A 24,141-nucleotide genomic window follows, 5' to 3' on the forward strand; every position below is an offset into this window, starting at 1 on the left:
GAATTTTGCCCCTTGTATCGTCTGTTGGCAAGCTTGCTAATACTTTCTTATCTTGACGTGAAGCATTCAATCATCTACAGCATGTAGAATCATTGAGAAGTTGGTCATTTCTGATGCCCGGTGTTTTTGATAATATTCATGCTGGCCTTGATCAAAGCGAGGCCGTTAATATCTTGTCTAAAAAAGTTGATGATTTAGAGAGTGAAAGTGATTATTATATGGCCGTTTCCCACCTGATCAATTTTCCTGACCCAATAACAAGCCAAGCCTTATTAATTTTTCTCGATAGGCCGTCTACAGTTACACCTATAGGTCTTGCACAACGAAAAGCTGTAGAAGTTCTTGCGCGATTAGGGGTGACAGAGGCCAAACCTAAAATTGCGAATTTTTTAGATAGCTCTGATATTTATATGGTTGAGAATGCTGCTTGGGCTTTGGCTCGTCTGAATTGTCAAGACCCTGAAGTGCATCAACGCATGATTCATTTGGTGGATGACACTTGTCAAAATCAAAGAGTCTTAATTCAAAGTTTATCGAAGCTTTCTGTTAAATCAGCAATTTCAACGATTTCGGCTCTTACAGCTCATGAAAAGCCTTCGGTGCGCGGTGCTGCCATCGCTGCCATGATTCAGCTATCTGGAGATCATTCAGATCTGGCTGATCTTTCAGATCATTTGTACAGTCCCAATCAAATGGATCGACAGTCAGCTGTACAAGATGTGATCGACGCGAATGCTGTTGAGCTTTTATCTGATTTAGTCCAGGCACCAATTTCCCCTGCATTTCGGATGCGAGCTGTTCGAGCTTTATTTGATAACCCTGTAAAAAAACTCTCAAACGATCACGCAATAACAGCAGTTGATCAACTTTTTATTGATGATCCTCGATCGATAACTGTTCTTCATCATTACGCTGAATCTATGCCTACACAGCTTTTGGTAGAGGGCTTGTTTCACCCAGATTTCAGTCGTTGTTATCTTGCGATGCAGGCGCTCTTGAATTGTGATGCTGAAGAAACTTGGATTGCTGTTGACAATTGCTGGCGAGAAAAAGCCCATAATGACTACGGTGCGCACTATTTTTTGATGCGTTTGTTTGGACTGAAGGCAGGTTGGAGTGATGAAGCCCTTGTTCGAATATATAAAATCCTCTCGGATGCGATTATAGATAAGCGCCCACAATTTAGAAAATCACCACCAGCGGCTTTGTTATCATTCGCTAAATTATTTCCTGATCAATACGATTGTATTCTCGACAATTGTTTTTCTCTAGAAAATAAGCCTGGTTGGGATATGTGTTATGCAGGCCTCCTCTTAATCCAAGCTGATCAGACAGATCGTCTGCAAATTCGATATCAACGTCAGCTACAACAGCTTGTCGAATCTGATGTCGACAGTTTGCTGCGTCTGAAAGCACAGGCAGTTATTGGTTAGTTGAGAACCAAATTCCAATTTCTTATGACCCGAGACATCCAATGCTAATATGGAAAACTCAATGATTAGTCTATTAAGTGAGCGACGATTCGATTATTCCTTCAATTGAGGCATTATTTGAGGATCTAATGCATCCTAATCCTAGGATTCAGGAAGAAGCCTGTTTGATTCTCTCTGAGCACTATCAGAAAGAGGCGATGCCAAAATTATTAGAACTTTTCTGTCATCATGATCCCAAAGTATATAGAGCGGCTGTTAAAGGAATTGGTTTCTTTGGGAGTTCTGCATTCGATCCTTTGATCGAACTTTATGCAACAACTGAGAATCAAACTGCAAGGCGTTGTTGTCCGAAGGCATTCGTACAATTGTTCAAGAACTTTCCTGACCAGCCTTTTCCTGATTCAGTGATGGAGATGCTGGAACAAGGGATTGATGATACAGATATGGTGGTCGTACAAGGTGCTTTGATGTGTCTCGGTCAGATTGGTAAGCAACAATTTAAGTCTCAAGAGGCAATAAGACTTCTGGCAAGGTCTCTCAGCAGTGAAAATGTGGCTTTGATCTTTAGTGCATCTCAGGCTCTTGCCGATATCCCGAATCCTATGGCTGAAGATGCTTTACATAAACTTCAAGAAAACAATGATGATCCATTGATTCAGGAAGCAGCTCAGTCTGCATTGGCACGACTTCAGAACCTATTAAATTCTAGAAATTAATATCTTTTCCTTTATCCAGTTACTGTTTTTACTCCTTCATAATAGCCTCCAGCACGAAAATCGAAACGTTCTACTTTATCCTCTTTGGCACATGTTGTCTGTGAATAATGTAGGAGTGTGCTAAATCCTTCCGGCACCATTTTTGGGCATAATCTTCCCACATCATTAGCAAATGGGCAGAAATAGACACCTGCCCATCGATTCAGGAAACGACCCTTTATTTCATCCGAAAAGATAAATCCATGTTCATCTGCGAGCTTGAGGATTTCCTCGGGCTCAGCTTCCTGGAAAAGAGCTCTGAATGGCAAATCTTCTTCTAGAACTTCAAGAAAGCGTATGAATTCAGCACGCGACATAGAGAATCTAGTTGCTTATCCATATTTTACCAGCATGTATCCGCTTCTTATCAGGGTTGTTTTGCCTATGGAGAGTCTAGAGGGCTTTTCATGCTCCTTGGATGTCAGGCCCCGTCTGCTTTGTCAGGCTTCTGTGTAAAAAGTAAAGTATTAACCAAGCATGATTTTGAGATTGGCTTGTTTCTGCTTGGTGCCTATGCAATGGATGAAATTCTCATCGTGCTCTGATCACTTGCTTCGCTTTATTCTTCTTAAGCTAGATAGCCATTAATTATCAATCTTGCCGGTGCACGGGTCAATTCTTACCAATTTATCGTTATAGATAAATTCCGCTGTTAGAAATAAATATCCGCGTTTTGCATGGTGCCTAACTCGCAGAGATTTGATACTTTATTTTCGTGGATGGATGAACACCAGGCCATTGATTTGCTTTCACAAAATATTAGTACTCTCGATAATCCTGGCATTAAGTATATTGCAGCGACAAGGCTGGGAGCTTGTTCTTCGCGAGACTCTCTTGACGCGTTAGTTTTAGCTGCCACTGGGGACAGAGAAAATATTTTTGACTCTATTACACGCCGCAAATCTATTGAAGCACTAGGACGTCGACGTGATCTCACTACATTACCTACCATTTATGACGCTATGTCTAGTAGCGATGAGCAGACAATTGTTAATGCGGTTGATACGTTGATTAATTTTGGCGTTCCACTTGATTCTCAGTTTAAATCATCTCTTTTAAAGATCATTCAAGATGGCTCTGATGTACTGAAGCGTGTTGCAATTCAGTGCTTTAGTCGTTTGGAGATGCATGATAGTAATGGGATAATCTCTAAGCAACAGAGCAATCCAAATATATTGGTTAATGGCGCATCTATCGCTTATTCAATAAGAGTTGAAGGTGATAAGAGCAAGTTGCAGATTCTTGCAGATCACCTCGAAAATACCAATGTTATTTATCGGAGATCGTCGGTTATTGATATTGGTGATGCTGGTGAGCCGTCTCTTTTGTCGAATATTGCAAAAGTAGCCGTTTCAATGCCCTTAAGAGCTAAAAGTGCGTTCAAGATAACTCCGAAGATTAAAACTGAATCCCAAAGAAGCCTGATCAATCAAATGTTGCAGGATGATTCTCGTCATCTAAGTTTCACGCAAAGTGTTGATGTACCTGTTGATTTAAAAGAAGTCTGCGACTTACTAAGGCATAGAGACGAAGAACGCCAGTATTCGGGTGCAAAAACCTTGTTTACTTGGCCGGTTGCTGGTCTAACGGAGGCAATCAACTCTATTTGGGAGAATCATGGCTCCGACTATGGCGTTCACTATCAAGTCAACTGTTTGATCTCTCAACTTGGATTAACAGAATTATCTTTCATTACCAAGGAATCATTATCAGAGCCAGCTCCACAGTATGCAAAATCAAAAATTGCAGCCACTTGGGGATGTTTAAACTTAGGTTTATCCGAATGTCGTAGTGAGATTGAAAATCTATTTATGATGTCTAGTTGGGAACCTCTTCGATGGACATGTGCAGAGGTTTTACGCAAGTTGTAGAGGGTTGATCCTTTATTGTTTTGATTAGTTGTTTAGAAAGGTAACTTGTACCGCCTCGACTTTTCTATGGTTTGACTTGGAAGTTCGCCAAAGGCAGTGTAGTAACGTCGCGCATATCTTCCTTGATGTTTAAACCCATATTTAATCGCAATATCGCGAATTGAGTATAGTTTTAATTTCTGACGAGCTTCCTTGTTGAGCATCATTCTCCTCGACTCTTCCAGCCTAATATGTGTCATCAGCTCAATAATTCCCATGCCAAAGAATTCCTGACAGACGCGATATAATGATGCCTGGCTCGTGTTGATATGTTTGCACACTTCAAGCAACGATAGAGGAGATTCCATAGACTTTTGGCTATGGGCAAGGTTGATGATTTCTCTTAATTGGCCTATGTTCTTTTCTCCGTGACTATTTTGTTCACTCATTGGTTCTTCGAGGCATGCTATTACTAGGTCAAAGTATTTTTCTGGTGTCTGAATTCCTGACGATACCTCTTTTTTCGCTAATCTTTTGAGTTGGACTAGGGCATTATTATTGGAATAAACTCCCTGATCACTCGTGAGTCTTTCGAGTCCATCGTATGCTTTGCAGTTTTGAAGCAATTCAAGGAGTATTTTTTTATCAATCATGCAACCAGTACTAGAGCATTCACTGGAATATTTTCCCCATGCATTCCCTGGTATTGAGTTAATGGTTCCAAATCCAGCTAGACTATTTTTCGCCATTTTAAATCCATCACAATATCCAAAGGCATCTTGAATGTCTATTTTTGGAGTAATCCAATTGAAGTCGATGGTAACACCATTGCCCCATCCCTCGTACAGCAAGGTTTTGTTGGCAGATATTTCTGCAAGTGATACTTTATTGGCAGTTGCGGCTTGCATCGTATAGATACCATTGCCACCATCTAGCTGCGTTATTTTTGTCAGTTGACCAAGTTTTGCCAGCTCTTCAGAAATCTCTAGTGGATCACGAAATTCAAAAGTTGTTTTCATCTTTTATTCTCCCTTCCAAGAACTGAATGAATATATATTCCTGTTTGATCGATCTATTGTTTGACTGGGAGTTTCTCCATAATACAAAGAGTAGGAGTGCTCAAATTTTTTCCAGTTTTTGAAACCATAGTAAAGTGCTGTTCTTTTCTTTGTAAATTCTTTGAGTCCGGTTGAGGAATGGGGAGTTAAAAATGCCTTGCGGGTTTGCTCCAAACGTATTCTTCTGACAAGCTCAATTACATCCATGTTGAAAATTCTTCGACATGTTGTATTTAGAGAGTCTCTATTTGAATTGAGGTATTCGGTGATTTCTTCGAGTGTGATTGGCGGCATTCCTGCACGATCTTCGTGAATCAGTTTGACCATGTCTTCTATGAGGTCTGTTGACTCACACCGATGTGCATCAAATGTTGATTCATTATCTTCGTTGTCAAGAAATATGATTGCTAGATCGTAAAAGGAATTCGGTTTCTTTGATGGCTGGCCGTTGAAATGATCATGGAATAATTTTTTGAGTTGAGTGCTGGCATGATCATCCGAGTCAATTCCAATGCATTCTTCGAGCCTTGCATAGGCATTAAAAGCATTCAATTTATTTATTCTTTCCTGTAATTTATTCCATTTTAAACTCATGCAGCAAAGCTCTTCATTCGCTCCCACAATGTCCCAGATATTTCCTCCTGTTTTGTTGATCCGATTGAATCCAGCAATACTATTTCTCGTCAACTGGTGGCCGCTTATTGTTGTAAGTACCTCTTTATTAGTTGTCGCTAAACTATCTAGCCAGCAGAATGATACTGATTTTGTATTGGCTTCTTCCTCATAGAGCAGTGTTTGGTTGGATTTGAAAATTTCAAGATGGACATCTTGAATTGGTGAGCAAGTGGTCTGCGTTTCTAGAATTCCAGTGCTTAACTGAGTTACATTGCAGCCGAAGTTGGAGGTTGAATGATATTCTTCAAAATGTGCCTTGCAAAACTCTTCCATTTCGAGCGTATCGCAAAAAACATAATTTCGCGATCGTTTTCTTCGCAAGACCTTTCAGCTTATTTCATCTACTCTATGGTTTTGGGGCTCATGCGTACGAAGCTTGAAGTTTTTCTTGAAGATTAAATTTTCACTTGCTGCTATCCGCTTCTTATCAGATTTGCTTGAATTCCTTTTGTTTATGTTACGTGGAGTAGAAGTTGGGCTGCTTAGGGCATCCTTTTGATGCTTTGGCACTCTTATTCGTATTTGCTCCTGTGTTCTTGTAAATCTCTACTTAGTATGTTGATTGCAACATTGAATACTGCTTGTACTGACTTATCTGTTTCTGCTGACTTTGCCCTTTCTATGCTTTCGACTGAATTATATGCTTCTAATTTCATCAGTGCCATCGCAGTGTTCTTGCGCACCTGATTGTCTTCGTCAATCAGCTTTTTGCACAGCATATGTTCAACATCTTCTGCATCGCATGATTTTCCAATCAGTGTAACTGCTTCTGCTCTCACCTCCGAGGAGATGTCGTCTAGTGCTTTGAATACTCTGATTTGTGCCCGAGGATCATCACTCTTTTGTATTTGATCTCCTAAAGCTGAAATTGCAGCAACTCGAACTTCAGCAACGTCTGAATCTGCAGCCTCTAGCAATGTCTCGGGTGCTTTGGCACCGATAAAACTTAGCGCTAGGTTGATTAAGCCAACCTGAAATGGTGTGCAGTCTGGATTTTTCAGGATTCCTAGTAAGGAATCCATGGCGTCGGGGCCAATTGTTGCCATTGCTCCAGCAGAAGATCCGAGTACAACTGGATCACTGTCTTCTAAAAAGGCTTCAAGCAGATAAGGTAATGCTTCCTTGTTGCCAATTAAATTGAGCGTTTTTGCTGATGCTCTCCTGACGATGACATTCTGGTGACTTCGAAGTGCTTTACAGAGAATGGGTAGAGCTTTGTCTCCTACTGCTCCAAGACTTTTTGCAAAGGTGAGTCGCAGAACTCCTCTCGCATCTCCGAGACCGGCGACCATTCGCTCGAGTGACTCTGCATCTGATTGAGGGATTTCACCTTCACCTAACTGTGCGTTGAGCTCATCAGCAAGCTGCTGTGCTTCTTCTTCCGTGAGTTGGCTTTCGCTGATTGATGAGATATCGGTGAAATCCTGGAGCACGGGGGATGTCCAACTTCGTTGAGTCGCAATCTAAGCGACTCTGATCAGGCACCTACCGGTTTGTGGGGCTTTGCAGTGTCGCCGCCGGACACAAAAATGCCCCCTTCCTGGAAAGGGGGCAGAAGTGATGGCATTTCGGTGCCTAATTCATCTTCATCAATATGGCAATGGCTTAACGCCGAAGGGACGGAAGGGAGCAGCGCCGGTTCTCCTGGGAGGCTGATGTCCGCCGTACTTTTGTTGGGGCAGCGTTGGTGCGCCCTTAAAGATCGGCTTCATCATGCTGATCGCTGCCGCAGCCAGTTGCGTCGTGGTGCGACTCCGACGTCCTTGTGCGTTGTCACTAACGGCAACCTTTGTGCCGGCAAGCTCGCGCATCATGTTGAAGGAGCTGGTCATCATTCCTGCGTAGGAATCGCCTGCTCGCATGTAAGGAACGATGTCTGATCCAAACACTTCGGCATATTCTGCGCAATCTGTGAGGCTGTCGATCAGAGCATCAAATCCCTCTTCTGCTTGAAGTTTGATGCTGTTTTGAACTTCCTCTTGAGTGAGGGGTGCCCGTCCTAGCAGGTGTTTGAAGTTCAGTTCAATCCCACGTTGGGGGGCGACATTATGGAAATAATTTTCCTTGTAGAAAGGAGATTTTGCCAGGCCGTTAACAAAGTCGCGGACTGTAATTTCTCCGTTCATCAAGCGCACCTCAAGGGACGTGCAGCGCTCGTTTTCCGTTGGAGGCAGATTTCCATACACCTGCCTGTATGCAGCAACGATTGTGCGCTCTAGAGCTTCACTGCTGCTTGGGTGATACTCGTCGAATGTCACTGCAAAAGGACATTCACTGTGAAGCCTTGGGCCAATGCCAAGGCCCATCTGGGAACAGGTGTTGCGCTTGAATTCAGCGATGGCACCAGCAACAGTCCGATGAACTGTGTTTTTTCCAGCCTTGCTGGGCATGGAGTAAGACGCTGGTTTGGTGCGGCTTGCTGCAGCCATACCTGCTGGACTAGTTTGTGTGCTTAGCATGAGGGAAAATAGTGAATAGATTAAGAACAGTGACCTTTTCCAACGTGCTTAGAAGCTCACGAATTTGTCGTTACTTGCAAGCGAGCTGGAAACTTAAATTCAGTGATGTTTCATCAAGGATTGAATGAAGACCTTTCACTTGAGGTCACCTTGAGTAATCATTGCGTCGATGAATGTTCTCACTACTGCCTGATTGGCTATTAGTATCTTGGCTTTTGTGGCCTTTTTGTGTTATTTACTGAGTATATCTGACTTGTGAATGTCAGATTTTTGATCTTGAAAATAAAAAGGGGTGGGCTTTTGGCCCACCCCTCAGTCAGATCAAAAAATCACTCAGCTTGAACTGATGATCAGCCCAGGGAGTTGATCACGTAGTCGAGCAGCTGGTTGTAAGCGGTCAGAGCCTGAGCGCTCATGTCGCGAGGGGCGCAACCACGGGAACGGATGTGGGAGAAACCAGCCACGTAGGTACCAGCATCGATGCTGAGAGCCTTGTAGACCTCTTTCTGACCATTGATGGCCAGCTCATCCAGAGGGCCGGTGCCGCCGGTGACCAGGCAGTAGTTGATCAGACGCAGGTAGTGAACGAAGTCACGCTTGCACTTCTCTTTGCCTTCGGTGGCGCACTTACGGGGCTGACGGCCGGTGGCACCGTTGGGGTACTGGCTGTAAACAGCGTCGACAGCTTCCTGAGCGACCTGGTCGTAGTTGCTGGCGAGTTTCTCAGCAGCTTCCAGACGAGCAGAAGCACGCTGGATGGAGCCCTGGACGGACTCCATGTCGGAGGCGGTGGGGAAGCGGGAAGCGCTGTCGGCTGCGCCGACGACGGTGGTGATGACGGACTTCATGATTAAGAAGAAGGGTGTTCAGGTGTGCAGAAAATCAATCTCTGGCTCAGCTGATGGCGCTGATCACCATGTCGAAGTAGCTAGCAGCTTCACCAGACAGGCTGGCGCAGTCACCAGAAGTCAGAGCCATCTTCTTGGGCTGGCTGTTGGTGTTGGTGATCAGAGCACTGGCGGCTGCCTTCATGATGGCAACAGCGCGAGCAGCGGATCCGGTAGGAACGCCCAGAGCTGCATAGGTCTCGCGGAGACCGTTCAGGCAGCGGTCCTGCAGCACAGAAGCGTCACCGGCGAGCAGTGCGTAGGAGACGTAGCGGAGCACGATCTCGCCATCGCGCAGGCAAGCAGCCATCTTGCGGTTGGTGTAAACACCACCGTTAGGGGCTGTCAGGCCGGTGTTCTCGCAGCAGATGCCGGCGACGGCGTCTGACACGATGCAGCTGGCGTTGGAAGTGATGGCGTTCACAGCGTCAAGGCGCTTGTTGCCATCAGCAATGAAGGACTTCAGAGAGGCAAGTTCGCCGCCACCAATGAAGGAGCCGCTGGAATCGGCCGAGACAGCAGCCCGGGAGAATGCGTCGAGCATGGGGTTGTGGAATACGTTGTTTGGGGAGATGCATTCCGCATCACGAATGAACATACCCCTGCTTTCCAGACCGACTTCCTGAACACCGTCGTCAGGACACACAAGTTGACAAAGGAAAAATTAGTGAAGTTTTTCCGCCAACCATCCCTTTGACTATTCATCTCTTTGTGCCCCGCTTTATGACATCTGTTTAAGGACTTGTTGGCAGCTCCATTTCAGTGGTAGCCAGAAGGCATTGGCCGAAAGCTCCTCCAGCAGAGGCTTCTGGTCCACAAGGCCCAAGCGGAGGCATCCCCAGGCCGCCGCAATTCGGGATTTTGTGTATTGAGGAATCGTTTCAGCCAAGGCAAGCCTGATGAGTTCGCTTCGCTCTCCCAAACCCTGAAGGCTTACAACGGCTGTTAGGTAATAGTGCGTTACATAATCGCTCCATAGTTTTTCTTTGATGTCGTCAATCAAGATCAGTCTTTCTGGCAAGGCCATGGCCATCAAGCTTGAGGCTCCTCCGTACTGACGTGCTTCATCGCGATGCTGGAGGTTGTTTTCGATCTCCGTCGGTTCGACGGCGCAAATCCACTCTTGCCTAAGTTTCAGTTGTTGGGGGTTGTCTTGTAGGAGTTGTGTGATCAACTCGGTATACCTATCGGGAATTTGACATTTCTTGTCTGGGTCGACCAACTGAAATGCACTCCTAGCGCGCAACGACATCGAGACAGGTGCGGTTACGAGAGCCTCTAGTCTTGATACATCGCCAGCATCACCGAGATCGATAACGGCAGAACGCCTTCTCCCTGCGATTGGATCGACCAATTGAGGAATGAGTACATCCAGCCCTTTGGATTGCACGGTAACTTTTGATAAGTATGCTCTTGCTGCACCAGCCACCAGTGGATTGCAGTCTTCAGCAAGTGGTCTGATGCTGTCGATGACTCCGGAGACTCCCAATCGACAGAAGGCCTGAATGACAGCTCTTTTCTGAATATCTTCTCCTTCGAGTGCACCCAGTAATTTTTCTTGGTCTGTTTCAGTTAGTGGGGCTCCTATTTTTGTAATCGCCTCTACTGAATTGATGACTGCTGCTTCGTCACTACAGGTCAATGTGCGAAAAAGAGAGGGCAGAGCTTTTGTGCTTTTTCTTCTACCAAGGGCGTCGATTGCCTTGCGTCGAGTGATGCGATTATAGAGATGTTCCGGATCTAACTCTGAAGCTTTAATCAGCACTTCGAGGGATTCTTCAGTGCTGCTCGCGCCGAGTCTTGTCGCGGCCATGTATTTATCAACCGGCCTCTCAAGTGTGTCTGGATCAGCCAAGATGACAGCCATAGCCTGCTCCTCTGTCAAGCCTTCAACCAAGTTGTCGAATCTCTCGGCCATGTCTCAGGGGTCGTTAAAGAAAAACCTGGATTTCGTTGCCAGCTGCTAGTGGAGCTCCAAATTGAGCTTGATCATGTCTGAGCCTGCAGCGGCTTAGGAGTTCCATTGTCCTTTTGACAATAGCATCGATATATCCCGCTTAGAGGTAATTGATTCATGATTAATGTATATCGCCGTTCTTCTGGTTTCAGCTTTAACGCATCCTTCCCTTCTGTTATTGTAGTGAAGAGAAGTTTGACACCATGCCTGTTTCGCCTGAGCTTGAGCAAGCACTTCCAAGGTTCGTGCAAGCTGTTCAGAGTTCAATAGAGGTTCAAAATCAACTTAATTTGGTTGTTGATTTGGCTCAATTGACAGACATTGTTAAACAGGTAGAGCCTGCGCTCACTGGCTCAGCACTGATTCCTTATGAGCAGGCAACAAGTCCCCCTAAAATCACTATTGACTCTGGTGTATTGGAGAAAAATATTCCCTGGCGTTTGTTGCGATGCCCTGGAGGCCCTTTGGTTCTGCAGATGATTTGTGAAAAGGTCAATTTTGCACTTTGGATTGAAAGCTGCTGACGATGTCGAATTCTGTTATTGAGCAGTTTATTGATCTGGTTGTTTACGACCATGCCATGGCCACTGGATTGAAGGCCTGTGAGACTGATCAAGATATTGTTGATTATGCAGCCTCCCGTGATTATGTGTTTTCAATTTCGGCTTGGCTTCAGTATGTCGAATTAGATGCAGTTATTTTGTCCGAATCTGAAGCCTTATCCATTCAAACCATTACGAACGATCATTGGTCATGGGCTTTCCGTAGGGTTGCTGCATGGAGAGCTATGTTGATGGATGGTGCCTAGCTGTACTGCCTGTTTGCAGTCGTTCCGTCTAGACTCATTTCTATGATTTCAGAGGCTCAAGATGACCAATTCTGCCATTAGCGCAAATCAAGACAATGCTTTAGAAGCTTTTATTGCTTTGGTTCGCCAAAATCCTGACCTAAAAGCTCAAATTAAAGCCGCTCTTAATCAAGATCAAGTAATCGATATTGCTGCCGCTAATGGTTTTGAAATCGACTCTTCTGCAATTTTGAGAAAGTGGAGCAAACATACTGACTTTACTCAGGATACGTGGATGGGATGGTTTGAAGAGTAAGATATTCCTCAAGAATTGATTTCTGAATATCTTGTTGATTTGCTGCCTTTTTTGGCCCAATATGTGACAAGGTCTTCTCCCCCTGGTCTAGGTACACTTGCGGTGGCTTGTAGTATTTTGAATGATCGCCTTGGTCCCATGGGCCAATTCCCGATAGCTTTAACTGTTCTAATTCTTCCGCCAATTGCTTGTATGCAATTATCAAACTTTTCTAGTTGCGTTTGATCAACAGTTTCGAAGATAAAGTCCGTTCCAACGCATATTAGATGCTGAGAACGTATCCATGCTTTCATTTGTTTTTGTGTATCCTGCATCTCAGGCTTTGCTATTTAGCCACTCATCAGTGATTTCTTCGGAGAAACTTTTAATTCTCTTGAATTTTAGAAGGCCATGCTCGGATCCCCAGATCTGTTCATCTGTCTTGGGGTCAAATCCTCGATCACGGCTGATCCAATTTTCTTGATCCACTTCAACTTCGCTAACAAGATAAGTTAGTTTTCCGTCTCGTGGAACTAAGCAGTTTTTTCCCGGTTCAACTTTTCCGATGTAATGACCTGCTTTTTCTTGTTGGAAATGCATTGCACATCCACACCGTTTTTTTAAGGTTGCAGTGTTGATGTCTTTCATGAGTTCGGCATTACGACCTGCTCCAGCCAATCTTCTCGGGTTAGCAAATCCGTAGTTCTCTACTATGAATGATTCTTTGCTTGCAGTTAAACGATGAATTCCCTGTCTATAGGGATCCCAAGGTGCATAGTCGTAACATTGTTCAGAATAAAAGCCAGGCCCTTGGAAGACGTGCCACGGTAAGGGTCGAAAAAAGATATTGATTCGAGCAAAATCCTTTGGATTTTGTTGTGACTGCTCGATGTTGTCGTAAACACCAGCGAGAGTCTTCGCGAATTCGGCAATGGCTAAATCCATCTTCATCTTGTGTCTCTACGCCTTAATGCGTCTGACTTCGGATGCAAACGAAGTTTGTAGTATCCCTGATCCGGCAGATGTTCTCAAGACGGAGGATCTGCAGCGAACATTTTCTGAAACAAACCAGATTCTTTCTTCCGCAATTGATTGCTCGTATTGAGTTGTAAGGGTAAATGTACCATCATCCAAAAATTGATATTCAGATATTGCGGCCTCAGATTCTGCGTATCCAACGCTTCTGATTAATTTTCCTGAGTAATTGTCTTTTGTTAGAGGAACAATAATGCAAGATCCTGATGACACTTCTGACGGATCTTCGGGCTCCCAGTCGCTTTCTGCGCACCACTCCATCCTGAATGGTGATGTAACCAAGTGCTCATCTTGGTTCGCGATAATTGATGATTCAATTAGCTGTTTTACCGCGGTGTTCTCTTTATCGATCTCTTCTATTGTGACTTCGCTAAGAACTTCTTCAAACTGTTGAAAAGCTAGAGAGTGCCCTGATCGCATTGAGCGCCACTTGCCTGAACTTTGAGCAACAAATTGCTCAATCGTCATGCGAGGTTGTGTTGCTTTCTGGGTTGAGCTCATCCAGTGAAGGACGGTTTATCTGCATCATGTTAACCATTGAATCCACCATCATGGACATGGCCATGGGAGTCGACGCTACAGATTGCAGGAATGTTGTGTTCCTGCTTGGGTGTTCACTTGATGGTGGGCGGAGAATAGGCATGTTTAGAAAGGTTGTTGCTCCTGTAGTTGGCGGCCGGACGGCTACTGTGGCTGATGTTTGATTATCTTGCCATCATCACTGATGAGCCAACGATAATTCTACGAAAATCAAAAGGAGTTAACCTTCGCAATAGAAAGGATCTTGCCTCCCTGAGACAAGATTGTTTTGATGGTTGCCGACATGGACGTTTGGTTCACCACTGATTTCTGGACCACTCTGCGGTTGGCACCAACTTGACGGGGGGATGTCCAGTTGATGGTCAACGAGCCGGCATTACCAACACCTCTACGATCCTGTGCCTCAGGTGAACTTTCAGTGCAGAGGCTATTCAAGAGCTTTGAATCTGTTTCTGCGTTGTCGTATCCGGCATAACCGGCATCCAAAGCTCTTGCTCGTGTGAAGAAGAGCGTGCTTCCGCCAACGACGCTCTGTGTGGCCCGGTTGTAAGGAACTTGGTCGATGCCAAAGGCCCCAAGATACTCATCGCTATAGGTGTAACTAGCGATCTCTGCTTCATATCCTTCTTCTTGCAGGAGGCGGACATGACTCATCAATTCTGCTTGGTCACGGGGTGGACGGCCAAGGAGATGCTTGAAGTTCAGTTCAACAAAGCGGTATGGGCTGTTGGTTTCTAAAAAAAGCTTTTTGTATGTTTCTGACTGCGCGAGAGCCGTTACCAATCCTTGGACTGTCAAATCTCCATTCATGAACAATGCCTCGATCGAGGCGTTCACGTCGAGTTCCATCAGGTGTCGATTCCCAAAAACCTGGCGGTACGCTTGTCGAATCACATCCGAAGCATGTGTTGTGTCGACGTTGGCAGCCGAGGAAAGAGTTGTTGGCTCAGTCATGATGATGTGATTAGAAGGTGATTTGAGGGAGCTGCTTCATGCAGTAGCTCCCAGTAGAGGCAACTGATTTGCCCTTACATCACCTCAGTGATGGAAACGATCTTGCCTCCGCGGGCATGGATGTACTTCATCTGGCTGCTCATGTCTTTGCCGGACACCACGTAGCTGTTACCAGCCGTGCGTTGACGTGAGCGAGCTGCCTGCGAAGCAACAACAATGCGGAAACGCTTTTTGGTGGGATCTGGGGCACCAGACTGTGTACCGGTGCGGTTTGCCCGGCTGGTGGTTTTGCTCCAGCCGCTGGGAGCCAGGCCTGTGGCCACTGAACTCACCAATGCGGAGCTGCCCAGCACCGTATCGCTCGCCGCAAATCCTTCTGCCAGGCTTAGTTGACGGTTGAAGTCAACCTGAGAGCGGCCGCTTTCTGTAAGGATCCGAGCGAACGGAACTGTGTCTTCACCAAAGGTGTTCTGGTATTCCGCGCTGTCGACGTAGCTAGCGATTTCAGCCTCATAGCCTCCTTCGGCGAGAATCTTGGTGTGCTCGCTGATTTCGGCCTGGGACTGCGGAGCCCTTCCCAGGAAATGTTTGAAGTTCAGCTCGATGAATCGATATGGCGCACTGGTTTCGAAGAAACGGCGCTTGTATTCGGCTGATAGGCCAACGGCACGAACGAATTCACGTGTGCTTAGGAAGCCGTCGATGAATTTGCTCTCTGCGGAAATAACCCGTTCGAACTCCATCAGATGGGGGTTGCCCATCACTTGCTTGTAGGTGGAACGAATCAGCGCAGCGAGTTGATCGGGGCCGTCACCAGGGCAACGTTGGAAAGTCTCTTGCTCACGCTGGCCAAGACCAAAGGTGACATACACATCGCCGCGCATTGGTCCGGAGTCTTTGCCTGAGGTGATGCCAGGTGCTTTGCTGCTGAATTGGGTGGAGGTGTAGCTTCCGGCCGATGGACGCAGACCAACGGGCTGACTTGGCAGGCTGATGCGAGGAGCCACACCATTGGCAAGGCTGCGGGTCAGCGCTGGACCTGCGCCGCGGGCACTATCACTGCCTGCAAAGCTCTTTTGCAGAGCGGCCAGCATTGGGAAGGCTGCTGTCGACAGGTCAGCGGGTGAAGACCATGAACGGGCATAGGGGACAACATCGCTGCCGAAGACCTCGAGGTATTCCGCGGAGTCAATGATGCTGTCGACCAGGCCATCGTGACCGTGTGCTGCCAGCAGGGCGATTTTGGCTGAGATTTCGGCCTGTGTTTCAGGTGCTCGGCCTAACAGGTGCTTGCAATTCAGCTCGACACCCCTTTGCGGCGCAACGCTTCTGAAGAAACGGTCCTTGTAGAAGCTCGACTTGGCCAGTCCACGAACGAATTCACGCACGGTCAAACGACCGTCCCGAAGCTGAGCTTCCAATTCCGAGCACCGCTCGAAATCCATCACATGGGCGTTGCCAAAAACCTGTCGATAAGAAGCACTGATTACTGTCTCCAGTGACGCCACATCTTCTGGGCTGTAGCACTCGCTCGTGACGCGATGGGGGCAGTCAGCATGAGTGCGTGGACCAACCCCAATCGCCATCTGATCACACGACTGCTTCAGGAACTCACCAATGGTGAGAGCAGCGGTTTGGTCTACTCCCTTGCGCTGGAAGCGAACAGGATCACTCCACTTGGTGGTTGTGCCGAAGCCAAGAGAAGATTGTGTGTTGGCCATTGTTTTGCTGAGGGGAGAGGGGGCGTGGGCGTCGAGATGAGTGCGGTCGAGGCTTTTAGGTCACCGGCGTAATGCTGGCGATCTTGCCGCCTTCGTTATGGATGCGTTTGAACTGCTCGGAGAGCTTGTCGAACGGCACGTAGAAGACCCGGTTGCCGCGGGTGTAGCGGGAAATCCGCCTGACATTGTTGGCTTTGTAGGCCGTGACCTCGACCCGATACGTGAGGCCTTGATCGCTTGCGCCAGCTCCGAGACGCGTTGGTGCGTCCTGCAGGTTGGGGGACGGCCGGAAACTCCAGCCAGCGGTTTCTTTGGAGGACGGGGGAACCACCGCGATGGCTCGGTTCAGATAAGCCGCACCTCCCAGCTTGCTGCTGTTGCCTGCAAGATCACCCTTGAGGCTGCTGCTGCTGTTGCCGCGCAGCAACTGGAAGCTCCAGGTGAATTCCTGCAAGGTTGCACAACTTTCGGTCTTCCAGCCCCGCTGATACGGGACCGTCCATTCGCCGAAGGTGTTTTGGTATTCCTCGCTATTCAGAAAGCTGTCGATATCAGCTTCGTATCCCTGGCTGTCCAGGCGATCGGCGTGCTCACGCATTTCGGCGTAGTCAGCAGGTGCGCGGCCTAAAAGATGGCGGAAGGCCAGTTCGATGTAGCGGTAACGCGCGCAGTTATCGAAGAAGCGGCTGCGATACAGGTCGCTTTTGGCAATGCGGCCCACCAGCTCTCTGACGCTGATTTCACCAAGCTTGAACTGGGATTCTTCAACGATCTGCCGCTCGCTGTCCATCACGTAAGCGTTGCCAAGCACTTGCTTGTAAACGGCTCGGATGATCTGTTCTTTCCTGGCGTCCTCATCGCCTGGGATCAGCTCGAGGGGGGCTTCACTCTCCTCAGAGAAGCGTTCGACCCCTAGAAGCGAGGCTGGACCGAAAGGCATGAATTCACACGCAGTGGTTCGACCAATAGTCCTTCAGAAGTTTGCGCTCGAAGAGCATTCTTTATAAACCTCAATCAATTGTGTCCGACTGTTGCGTCACGGAATGATTTCTCGGCCGCGACGGCGATCTCGGCGGGTTTTGTAGGAAAAGTTTTGATTCGGAACGTTCGCCTTAGGCGTCTTTCCCCTTGATCAGGGATTCCAGGCTCGCCCTTGTCGTGGAGCGGGTGATCGGATTCCAGCAGTCGAGCTCTTCGACGGATCGGCTCAAAAGAGCGCCAATTTGATCCTCCAGCCCGGTGCATAGGGAAAAGTCGGCCCCACGAATCGACGTCACCGTTTCGAGAGCTGCCCCCTCAAGGTTGGCGCCGCGCAGATCGACCATGTCCATCTCGCAGGTTCCGAATCGGGTCCCCCGGCACATGGCTCCGCGAAATGTGGCTGATCGCAGGTCCGCGCCAGCTAAGGAGACTCCATCAAGCAGAGCTCCACTCAAGTCTGAGCCACTTAAATAGGCACCCATCAGCACGCTGCCTCTGAGGTCCATTCCCCGCAAATCTGTGCTGTTCAGAAAAGCCCCATTCAGCTTGGCCCCTGGGCCAACGGCTCCGCTCGTGTTGAGTGCGAAGTCTTCCGGTACCAAAGTTGTCTGGTCGTAACGGGCTAGGCGTAAGTCAGCTCCTTCGAGTTGGCACTTGCTGAGATTCGTGCCGCGTAGATCACATCGACAGAGTTTGGCGTCTCTCAGGTCGAGTGCTCCTAAGTCCTGACCACTCCAGTCGGCTCCTCGAGCATCGACTGGACTGTTAGCGGAGCTGGATGCTCCGCACTGTTCCGGTGCCGCCCATTCACGCAGATTAAGAGCCCCAGATTTGGGCATCGACATCTCAGTTGCGGAGCATGGCAACAGCAATCGTAAGGAGCACCCGCACGATCTCGAATCCACCGACGGCAAACAGACCGAGCCAGAGCTTCAGTGCGAAGGCAGGCGGTTCGTCGTTCACCCATGTGGCGGCGACGTTCAGTCGTTGTGCCTCGGCGCCTTGCTGGCTGGGCGCTCGATCTTGAAGCGCGTCGCGCCAGTCGGTTCCGTAGCGCGGGAATTGTTGGTAGATGGGGATTTCTCCGAGACCCCGTCCGGGCAAAACCCGGGACCTTTGCTGCGGAACAAGGTCATACCCGAAGCAGTTCATGTATTCGGGGCTGTCCAGCAGGGCGTCGACAAAGGATGTGAAACCCTTTTCGCCGATCACGATGGACCAGGCACGGCGTTCAGCGTCGCCATGGGTCGGGCGGCCGAGTACTCGGCCGACGACCTGGTCCACCATGCGGTAGTTCGAGCTGCACTGGTAGTAACCCTGCTGGAAGCGTTCTGACAGGAGCAGGCCACGGATGAAATCCCGAACCGTGATGTTTCCGCTGCGCAGCTGTGATTCAAGGAACGGTTCGCGATCACTGCGCATCGCATGGAAGAACACCTGCCGGTAGGCCTGCTCAATCAAACTGTCGATCTCGACTCTGGATGTGTCATCGCCTGCAGCACAGGAGGCATACATCTGAGGCTTGATGGTGCTGCTGTCACCGGCAAGATTGCTGACGCGACCGTTCTGTGTGTTGAGCGGATACCCAAGAAGCGGGATGGCCATGGCGTGCCCCGTGAGTAGAAATACTTGGGTGTGATCTTCCCTTGATAATTGGGTGTGAGGTGGCTGCGCTTATCAGCTCTTAACTGCAGATTTGTTGAGCTCCGCACTGAGGTGCTGGAAGCAGTCGTTGATCAACTGCCGGTCGCTTGGTCGCGAGATCTCTTTCAAGGCCTGCTGTCTCAGTTGGTCGAGGGCGATATTCATCCCCTCGATGGGGACATTCATCCGCCTGTAGAGCTCCCGCAGGGCCGCCATCCCGTTGGGATTTGTAAAGCGGCTTTGGTTGCATGCCACCGCATAGATGATGACGCGCAGAAAGTTCCAGCAGTCGCGCCAGCAGGCCTCTGCTCTGTCCTGCGGGTGGAGAGCCCCGCCCGGCTCCACGAGCTCTGGCTGGGTTTCAAGCAGGTGGCCCCTCGCCTGATTCACCAAGTCATTCGTCCTTTTCGACAGGTTGCCGGGAAGCGTGCAATCCACTCCTGACGACTGGCAGATGCTGGCCAGTTCATCGGGTGAGAGCAGTCTTTGCCCCTGGTCGGCACGCTCGAGGATGGCGCGCGTGGCCTCGGGCAGTGCCTTGATTTTTGTCAGGCCCTGAACTTGCGCTTCCTGCACCAGGGTCTTGAAATCGATGTTCTGGAGGTTCAATCGTTGACGGTGGCCACAGGTGTTGCGATGAGCCAGCCGTGGCGTTCCAAGTAAAAGGCCCACACCAAGTCTTGGCCAAGCCCAGGGCAACGGGTGATTGCAGCTTCGGTGAGTTCTGCCGGTATGCCCAATTGCGACAACAGCACAGCGACGGCGTCTGGATTGGATGCCGTCGCTGTGCGGATGGCTGATCCGACCACCCAGGTCAGGCGGGTGTCCTTGAGATCACCACTGCTTTCTTCGCATGCCAACAGAAGATTGGCCGGCGTGGTGTGCTGATCAAATGTCTCTCGCCAGAGCTCGATGTTTTCATCGCGAAGATTGATCCGAAAACAGCCATCTCCGACCGGTAGATCCAGCTCACCGCTGCTGCCAGCCTGGTCCTGAAGGACAGCAATTCTCGGATCTGCCAGTGCGCTCATCAAGAAACGCCGCTCAACATGAATTTAACCAGTGTCCTGGAATTTCCCCGTGCAGGTGATCGGTTCGTGGGAATCGACATGCACCGGCAGTGATCCCTGATGTTTCGCGTCAGGGGGTGTCGTCTGAGGGCACCGCTGAGGAGTTCTTTTTCAGCAGGCCCGTGACAGTGGCCAGGGCAAACATCGCCAGCAGCGCCAAGCCCAGGGTGAGGCTTGCGCCCTGAGCTACGCCCGCGCCGACGGCCACCAGGATCGAATCGCTGATCAGCACGCTGATCACCAGAGCAGGCGCAAAGATGCGCCAGTGGGTGCGGCTGATCCCGATGGCATAGCTGAGGAAATCAAACAGCCCGGTCATCAGCAGACCGGTCATCAAAAAGAAGTTGCCTTCCAGTTGGTTTTTGCTGAAACCATCGATCCGTTTCATTGCGCTGGCTCCCACCAGACGGCTGACCGGGCCACGTCCCCAGCGGCGGGCGATGAAAAACGCCGCGCTGCAGAACACCAGGTCAGAGAGGATGATCGTGAGGTAGCCGACTTTGAACCCCAGCAGAGAGCCGGCCAGTAAGGAATAAACGGAACTCGGCAGCGCCGGCAGAATGATGCTCACCCCCCGCAGCAGAAAAAGACCGAGTGGGGCCCAGATGCCCATGTCATTCACAGCGCTCTGCAGCGGTGCGATGCCGTAACGCTGCAGATAAACGACGGCAACAATGAAGACGGCGACCCAGGCGCTGACCTTCAGCCCTGTCTTCAGCCTTGACATCTCCTCAATCGCTCGAAAGCCCTGGAGAATGTAGGCCAGTCGTGGCTTCTCCCAGGGCCGTGGACACGAAGCTCAGCATCGATACCATCGGCGAAATCTCTCGACCCGAGGCCTGTCCGGTGACCACCTCCTCTCCGCGCACCGCGTTCGAGCAACAGCTGTGCACCCATCTGCTCAGTCTCAGTGAGATGGTGGAAACACTGGCTGATCGCCTGATGGAGCTGGAGACGAGGTTGGCCGACGTGGAGGGGCAGCAGGTGGCTGACGCGGAGATCGTCGCTGTCAGCGATGACGCCAGCGAACTGCTTTTGGCGAGTGAAGAGAAAGTGCGGATGCTTCGGGATCGTCTGACCCCAGGCGAGGTCGTGGCTCTCCATGCTGATTCCCACGCTGAGGATGCTTCAGCAGCCGACGATCACGAGGTCTCAGAAACCCCTGAGGTGGCGATGGAGGACGTCGATCGTGTCGAGGACGAAGTCCTCAGTGACGACGCCATCAGTGACGACACTGAATATGTGGATGATCCTCAGATTGATCTGCTGTCTGCCTGATTAGGCCAGCTCAAGCAGACGAATTCTGAAGGCCGCCACCTGTCGCGCCATGTCGGGTGAACTGATCAGAAACGGGTGATCTGCCATCGCCTTTAGCACCTCTTCCAAGTGCTGTTCTTGGCTGAGCTCGTCGCTGTTGCTGCCTCGCAGTTGTTTCCAGGTGCGATCGAACACCATCGCGAAGCTGTCCGCGTTGTCAAAAACACGGTCTGTGCCTGCATCTGGAGAGATGAATGACACGGCAGTTTTGGCATCGATGTGATGCCAGGACCCAGATTTGAACTGGGGACACGGCGATTTTCAGTCGCCTGCTCTACCAACTGAGCTATCCCGGCGCGTCGCCTAAGCGACCTGGGAATCTTAAATCACCGCCTGTGCTGTCTTGCGGGTGTGCGTCCCAGGCAGATCAATCCAGCCACCCCATGGCCGGCCTCTTCCAGCGCCTGGCGAGCCGCCAAAGCGGTTGCCCCTGTCGTGAGGATGTCATCCACGAGCCAGACCGAGGTGAGGGCTGTTGCTGGGTTGTGGGGACTGGCTCGGAACGCGCCGATCAGGTTCGTCTGGCGTTGGCTTCTGTTCAGATGGTGTTGGCTCAGCCCGACACGGGGTCGTTGCAGCAGGTCTGCTGTTGGTCGGTCCAATCCATTGGCAATGCGCTGAGGCAGGGGGTTGGTGCGCTGCCGTTTCCAGCTTGGAATCGGCACCAACACCGCTGTGGAAGGCAGGCTCAAGCTGTCAGACAACATCTGAACCAACACCGACAGTGCTTTCTGTTTGGTTGGCTGACGCACCTTCAGCAACAGCTGGCGCAGCCTGCCCTCGTAAGGCCCGAGAGCGCACCAATGCAAGGGCTCCAGGCCCTTGATGCCCTCAGGAGGAAGCTGCAGTGCGTCTCGGCAGTGTCTGCAGGGAGATGTCGGCGCCTGTGGCTCTTGCCAAGGTCCATCACAGATCGGGCAACGGGGCTCGATCAGCAGGGTCTGGGCGAAGGCCAGGAACGCTCGATGCACAGCGGAAAGCTCGGTGCATCGAGCGTTCCACTGCTGAATCAGATTGTTCCTGGCTTAGCCGTTCTCCTTGGGCATCGCCCGCAGCATGGCCACCAACGTGCGATGGGCGTCTTCGCTGTCGGTGAGGGTGTGATCGAAAGCGATGCTGATGCTCGCGCCATCCACCTCTAGTTCCATGGTCTCTGCTTTCACAGACACCATGCGTGCGGCGGCGGGATTGCTGACGCCGCCGTAGTGCTTGGCGTAGGCGAGCACCGCTTCCGCATGGTCGTCGTTCATGTGTTTGCAGATCCGTGTGCTGACGGCATCAGTGAGGGCGTCTGCAGGCATCGGTATGAAACAAGGGAATGCAATCTTTGCAGTGATTGGTTCAGGCGAAGCGCTCGATTAGCAGAAGGCCGAGGCGGATGCCGCTGAATCCCACATAACAGGCCAACACGATGAAGAGCCCCATCGCCAGAATTTCGCGGAGATTGGAGGGCATGGCTGGCTGGCTTGTTGCCGGAATTCTCACCCGACTAGGGCCTGTTGGGCCAGTCGCGCCACACCTGCAGCTGGGGGTGTTTGACAACTGGTTACAGGACAGCCAAGACGGCGTTCCCGAAGCCGTCTCCATTGGGGATTGCGCGCTCCGCCGCCGATGCTGATGATCCGTTGGGGCGCGGCGGCACCCAGAGCCTGGAGGCGTTGCCAACCCTGCGCTTCGATCTCGGCGAGGCCTTCGAGCAGTCCATGTAGGTAGAGGGCATCACTCACCGGGCGAGGTTCCAGCACCGGCAGCAGCTCAGGATCATCGACAGGGAAGCGTTCGCCCGGACCGGGCAGGGGCCGCAGGGAGAGGCCGCTATTGGTGTCAGGGTCGATTTGGCGGCTGAGCTCCGCGAGCTGGTCGTTGCTGTAGAAGCGCCGCAGCACGCCTGCCCCTGCATTGGAGGCGCCTCCACAGAGCCAGCGTCCACCGACGCGATGACTGGTGACGCCGGGTGCTTTCAGAGGAGCTTCTGTGAAGCATTTCATCACCAACGTGGTGCCCAGCACGGTGACCCCGTCTCCTGGTTGGGGATGGGCGGCCAACACAGCGGCGTTGGAATCTGTCGTCCCGGCCACGATGATCAGATCGTCGGCCAAGCCCAAGGCTTTGGCTTGCTCTGGTGCGATTGTGCCCAGGATGCTGCCGCTGCGACGGATGTCGGGCAGTGCCTGCCGCCATGGTTGCTTGGCAAAGCTGGCTGGCCAGCTGTTGGAGATCAGATCCCAACCCAGTCGGAGATTGTTGCCTTCTTCCCCCCAGCTCCAGTTGTTCAGAAGCCATCCGCTGATCCAGTCCGATTGATGACGCAAGAGGATCTTGCTGCCGAATCTGGATGTCAGCCGAAGTGCCCTCGCCAGGCTGCTGCTGCTGCTTTGCGCGAGGTTCCCCGTGCCCACCAGTCCTTGCAGAAGGGGATCCACCTCTGGACAGGCCAGTGAGTAAGGCAAGGCTTTCCCGAGGGGAAGGCCGTGGGAGTCGCAGGCCAGGAGGGTGCCTGATGTGCCATCAACTGCAAGCGCCTTGAGTTGCGATTGAAGCCTGTTGGGGATGGCCGTAAGCAGTTCTCGACAGGCCTCACGCCAAGACTCTGGGTCGCAAAACTCACCCCGATAGTTGCTGGCCTGGGTGTGGTGCAACACACCATCCATGCCCAGCACAGCAATGCGAACACCGCTGGTGCCCAGGTCGATGCCTAGCACCAGTGGTGGTTGTGTCATGAC

30 protein-coding genes and 1 tRNA gene are annotated in these 24,141 nt (G+C 50.3%); 7 read left to right on the plus strand and 24 right to left on the minus strand.

What is annotated here, in order from left to right:
* The first annotated feature begins 113 nt into the window (after positions 1-113).
* Together SynPROSU1_RS02555 and SynPROSU1_RS02560 are read left to right on the plus strand one after the other, a co-directional pair.
* Positions 114-1,433, plus strand: coding sequence for a HEAT repeat domain-containing protein (locus tag SynPROSU1_RS02555; RefSeq protein WP_186571386.1), 1,320 nt, complete (start codon positions 114-116; stop codon positions 1,431-1,433).
* Positions 1,434-1,510: 77 nt separating this feature from the next.
* The gene (locus SynPROSU1_RS02560; RefSeq protein ID WP_186571387.1) at positions 1,511-2,149 is read left to right on the plus strand and encodes a HEAT repeat domain-containing protein; all 639 of its coding nucleotides are present in this window, start codon (positions 1,511-1,513) and stop codon (positions 2,147-2,149) included.
* Positions 2,150-2,160: 11 nt separating this feature from the next.
* Here SynPROSU1_RS02560 and SynPROSU1_RS02565 read toward each other — a convergent pair whose 3' ends face one another.
* Complete coding sequence (locus SynPROSU1_RS02565; RefSeq protein WP_115093405.1) at positions 2,161-2,505, minus strand: Nif11-like leader peptide family natural product precursor; 345 nt, start codon at positions 2,503-2,505, stop codon at positions 2,161-2,163.
* Between the two features lie 360 nt (positions 2,506-2,865).
* Between SynPROSU1_RS02565 and SynPROSU1_RS02570 the strand changes: the two genes are divergently transcribed.
* The gene (locus tag SynPROSU1_RS02570) at positions 2,866-4,059 is read left to right on the plus strand and encodes a HEAT repeat domain-containing protein (RefSeq protein ID WP_186571388.1); all 1,194 of its coding nucleotides are present in this window, start codon (positions 2,866-2,868) and stop codon (positions 4,057-4,059) included.
* Between the two features lie 32 nt (positions 4,060-4,091).
* Here SynPROSU1_RS02570 and SynPROSU1_RS02575 read toward each other — a convergent pair whose 3' ends face one another.
* The 7 genes from SynPROSU1_RS02575 to SynPROSU1_RS02605 form a co-directional block, all read right to left on the minus strand.
* Positions 4,092-5,057 (minus strand): helix-turn-helix transcriptional regulator, encoded by a 966-nt coding sequence (locus SynPROSU1_RS02575; RefSeq protein ID WP_186571389.1) that lies wholly within the window; start codon positions 5,055-5,057, stop codon positions 4,092-4,094.
* Positions 5,058-5,060: 3 nt separating this feature from the next.
* Positions 5,061-6,044: a helix-turn-helix domain-containing protein gene (locus SynPROSU1_RS02580; RefSeq protein WP_255444752.1), complete on the minus strand. Its 984-nt coding sequence runs from the start codon at positions 6,042-6,044 to the stop codon at positions 5,061-5,063.
* Between the two features lie 239 nt (positions 6,045-6,283).
* The gene (locus tag SynPROSU1_RS02585) at positions 6,284-7,204 is read right to left on the minus strand and encodes a HEAT repeat domain-containing protein (RefSeq protein ID WP_186571391.1); all 921 of its coding nucleotides are present in this window, start codon (positions 7,202-7,204) and stop codon (positions 6,284-6,286) included.
* Positions 7,205-7,360: 156 nt separating this feature from the next.
* The gene (locus SynPROSU1_RS02590; protein ID WP_186571392.1) at positions 7,361-8,230 is read right to left on the minus strand and encodes a phycobilisome rod-core linker polypeptide; all 870 of its coding nucleotides are present in this window, start codon (positions 8,228-8,230) and stop codon (positions 7,361-7,363) included.
* A gap of 350 nt (positions 8,231-8,580) precedes the next feature.
* The gene (gene mpeA / locus SynPROSU1_RS02595) at positions 8,581-9,078 is read right to left on the minus strand and encodes a class 2 C-phycoerythrin subunit alpha (RefSeq protein ID WP_115022927.1); all 498 of its coding nucleotides are present in this window, start codon (positions 9,076-9,078) and stop codon (positions 8,581-8,583) included.
* A 46-nt stretch (positions 9,079-9,124) separates the two neighbouring features.
* Entirely contained in the window at positions 9,125-9,661 is a 537-nt protein-coding gene (locus SynPROSU1_RS02600) for a bleomycin hydrolase (RefSeq protein WP_006850273.1), read from the minus strand.
* 177 nt (positions 9,662-9,838) lie between these two features.
* Positions 9,839-11,035 carry a HEAT repeat domain-containing protein gene (locus SynPROSU1_RS02605; RefSeq protein ID WP_186571393.1) on the minus strand — a complete coding sequence of 399 codons (1,197 nt, stop codon included), beginning with the start codon at positions 11,033-11,035 and terminating at the stop codon, positions 9,839-9,841.
* 242 nt (positions 11,036-11,277) lie between these two features.
* On the opposite strand from SynPROSU1_RS02605, the gene SynPROSU1_RS02610 reads away from it, so the two are divergent.
* The 3 genes from SynPROSU1_RS02610 to SynPROSU1_RS02620 all read left to right on the plus strand — a co-directional run bounded on the left by SynPROSU1_RS02610 (position 11,278) and on the right by SynPROSU1_RS02620 (position 12,177).
* Positions 11,278-11,598, plus strand: coding sequence for a hypothetical protein (locus SynPROSU1_RS02610; RefSeq protein WP_186571394.1), 321 nt, complete (start codon positions 11,278-11,280; stop codon positions 11,596-11,598).
* Positions 11,599-11,600: 2 nt separating this feature from the next.
* On the plus strand, positions 11,601-11,882 hold the full coding sequence (locus SynPROSU1_RS02615) for a Nif11-like leader peptide family natural product precursor (RefSeq protein ID WP_186571395.1): 282 nt from the start codon (positions 11,601-11,603) through the stop codon (positions 11,880-11,882).
* Positions 11,883-11,943: 61 nt separating this feature from the next.
* The gene (locus SynPROSU1_RS02620) at positions 11,944-12,177 is read left to right on the plus strand and encodes a Nif11-like leader peptide family natural product precursor (protein WP_186571396.1); all 234 of its coding nucleotides are present in this window, start codon (positions 11,944-11,946) and stop codon (positions 12,175-12,177) included.
* An 8-nt stretch (positions 12,178-12,185) separates the two neighbouring features.
* Here SynPROSU1_RS02620 and SynPROSU1_RS02625 read toward each other — a convergent pair whose 3' ends face one another.
* The 11 genes from SynPROSU1_RS02625 to SynPROSU1_RS02675 all read right to left on the minus strand — a co-directional run bounded on the left by SynPROSU1_RS02625 (position 12,186) and on the right by SynPROSU1_RS02675 (position 20,828).
* Positions 12,186-12,491 (minus strand): CpeR family transcriptional regulator, encoded by a 306-nt coding sequence (locus SynPROSU1_RS02625; RefSeq protein WP_166017581.1) that lies wholly within the window; start codon positions 12,489-12,491, stop codon positions 12,186-12,188.
* Position 12,492: 1 nt separating this feature from the next.
* A complete protein-coding gene (locus SynPROSU1_RS02630; protein ID WP_186571397.1) occupies positions 12,493-13,107 on the minus strand; it encodes a chromophore lyase CpcT/CpeT in 615 nt (204 codons plus the stop codon).
* Positions 13,108-13,116: 9 nt separating this feature from the next.
* Positions 13,117-13,659 carry a phycobiliprotein lyase gene (locus SynPROSU1_RS02635; RefSeq protein WP_186571398.1) on the minus strand — a complete coding sequence of 181 codons (543 nt, stop codon included), beginning with the start codon at positions 13,657-13,659 and terminating at the stop codon, positions 13,117-13,119.
* 282 nt (positions 13,660-13,941) lie between these two features.
* Positions 13,942-14,685, minus strand: a complete 744-nt coding sequence (locus SynPROSU1_RS02640; RefSeq protein ID WP_186571399.1) for a phycobilisome rod-core linker polypeptide — start codon at positions 14,683-14,685, stop codon at positions 13,942-13,944.
* Between the two features lie 74 nt (positions 14,686-14,759).
* Positions 14,760-16,406, minus strand: a complete 1,647-nt coding sequence (locus SynPROSU1_RS02645; protein ID WP_186571400.1) for a phycobilisome rod-core linker polypeptide — start codon at positions 16,404-16,406, stop codon at positions 14,760-14,762.
* A 55-nt stretch (positions 16,407-16,461) separates the two neighbouring features.
* Positions 16,462-17,346: a phycobilisome linker polypeptide gene (locus SynPROSU1_RS02650; protein WP_166017584.1), complete on the minus strand. Its 885-nt coding sequence runs from the start codon at positions 17,344-17,346 to the stop codon at positions 16,462-16,464.
* Positions 17,347-17,518: 172 nt separating this feature from the next.
* Positions 17,519-18,232 (minus strand): pentapeptide repeat-containing protein, encoded by a 714-nt coding sequence (locus SynPROSU1_RS02655; protein WP_166017585.1) that lies wholly within the window; start codon positions 18,230-18,232, stop codon positions 17,519-17,521.
* A gap of 1 nt (position 18,233) precedes the next feature.
* Positions 18,234-18,992, minus strand: coding sequence for a phycobilisome rod-core linker polypeptide (locus tag SynPROSU1_RS02660; RefSeq protein ID WP_186571401.1), 759 nt, complete (start codon positions 18,990-18,992; stop codon positions 18,234-18,236).
* Between the two features lie 72 nt (positions 18,993-19,064).
* A complete protein-coding gene (locus SynPROSU1_RS02665) occupies positions 19,065-19,640 on the minus strand; it encodes a phycobilisome polypeptide (protein ID WP_186571402.1) in 576 nt (191 codons plus the stop codon).
* Positions 19,637-20,062 (minus strand): hypothetical protein, encoded by a 426-nt coding sequence (locus SynPROSU1_RS02670; RefSeq protein WP_186571403.1) that lies wholly within the window; start codon positions 20,060-20,062, stop codon positions 19,637-19,639. Before SynPROSU1_RS02670 ends, SynPROSU1_RS02665 begins: the two co-directional genes overlap by 4 nt.
* Positions 20,063-20,171: 109 nt before the next feature.
* The gene (locus tag SynPROSU1_RS02675) at positions 20,172-20,828 is read right to left on the minus strand and encodes a TVP38/TMEM64 family protein (RefSeq protein WP_115022950.1); all 657 of its coding nucleotides are present in this window, start codon (positions 20,826-20,828) and stop codon (positions 20,172-20,174) included.
* 41 nt (positions 20,829-20,869) lie between these two features.
* Between SynPROSU1_RS02675 and SynPROSU1_RS02680 the strand changes: the two genes are divergently transcribed.
* Entirely contained in the window at positions 20,870-21,379 is a 510-nt protein-coding gene (locus SynPROSU1_RS02680) for a hypothetical protein (RefSeq protein ID WP_186571404.1), read from the plus strand.
* Here the strand turns inward: SynPROSU1_RS02680 and SynPROSU1_RS02685 are convergent, their stop codons facing one another.
* The 5 genes from SynPROSU1_RS02685 to SynPROSU1_RS02705 form a co-directional block, all read right to left on the minus strand.
* On the minus strand, positions 21,380-21,619 hold the full coding sequence (locus SynPROSU1_RS02685; RefSeq protein ID WP_186571405.1) for a hypothetical protein: 240 nt from the start codon (positions 21,617-21,619) through the stop codon (positions 21,380-21,382). It lies immediately after the preceding gene.
* Between the two features lie 22 nt (positions 21,620-21,641).
* Positions 21,642-21,714 (minus strand) — tRNA-Phe (locus SynPROSU1_RS02690).
* 30 nt (positions 21,715-21,744) lie between these two features.
* Positions 21,745-22,389, minus strand: coding sequence for a ComF family protein (locus tag SynPROSU1_RS02695; RefSeq protein ID WP_255444753.1), 645 nt, complete (start codon positions 22,387-22,389; stop codon positions 21,745-21,747).
* Between the two features lie 54 nt (positions 22,390-22,443).
* Complete coding sequence (locus SynPROSU1_RS02700; RefSeq protein ID WP_115022958.1) at positions 22,444-22,719, minus strand: DUF2470 domain-containing protein; 276 nt, start codon at positions 22,717-22,719, stop codon at positions 22,444-22,446.
* Between the two features lie 180 nt (positions 22,720-22,899).
* A complete protein-coding gene (locus tag SynPROSU1_RS02705) occupies positions 22,900-24,138 on the minus strand; it encodes an FGGY-family carbohydrate kinase (RefSeq protein WP_186571406.1) in 1,239 nt (412 codons plus the stop codon).
* Between the last annotated feature and the right edge of the window lie 3 nt (positions 24,139-24,141).

This window comes from Synechococcus sp. PROS-U-1 (assembly GCF_014279755.1).
Classification (GTDB): domain Bacteria; phylum Cyanobacteriota; class Cyanobacteriia; order PCC-6307; family Cyanobiaceae; genus Parasynechococcus.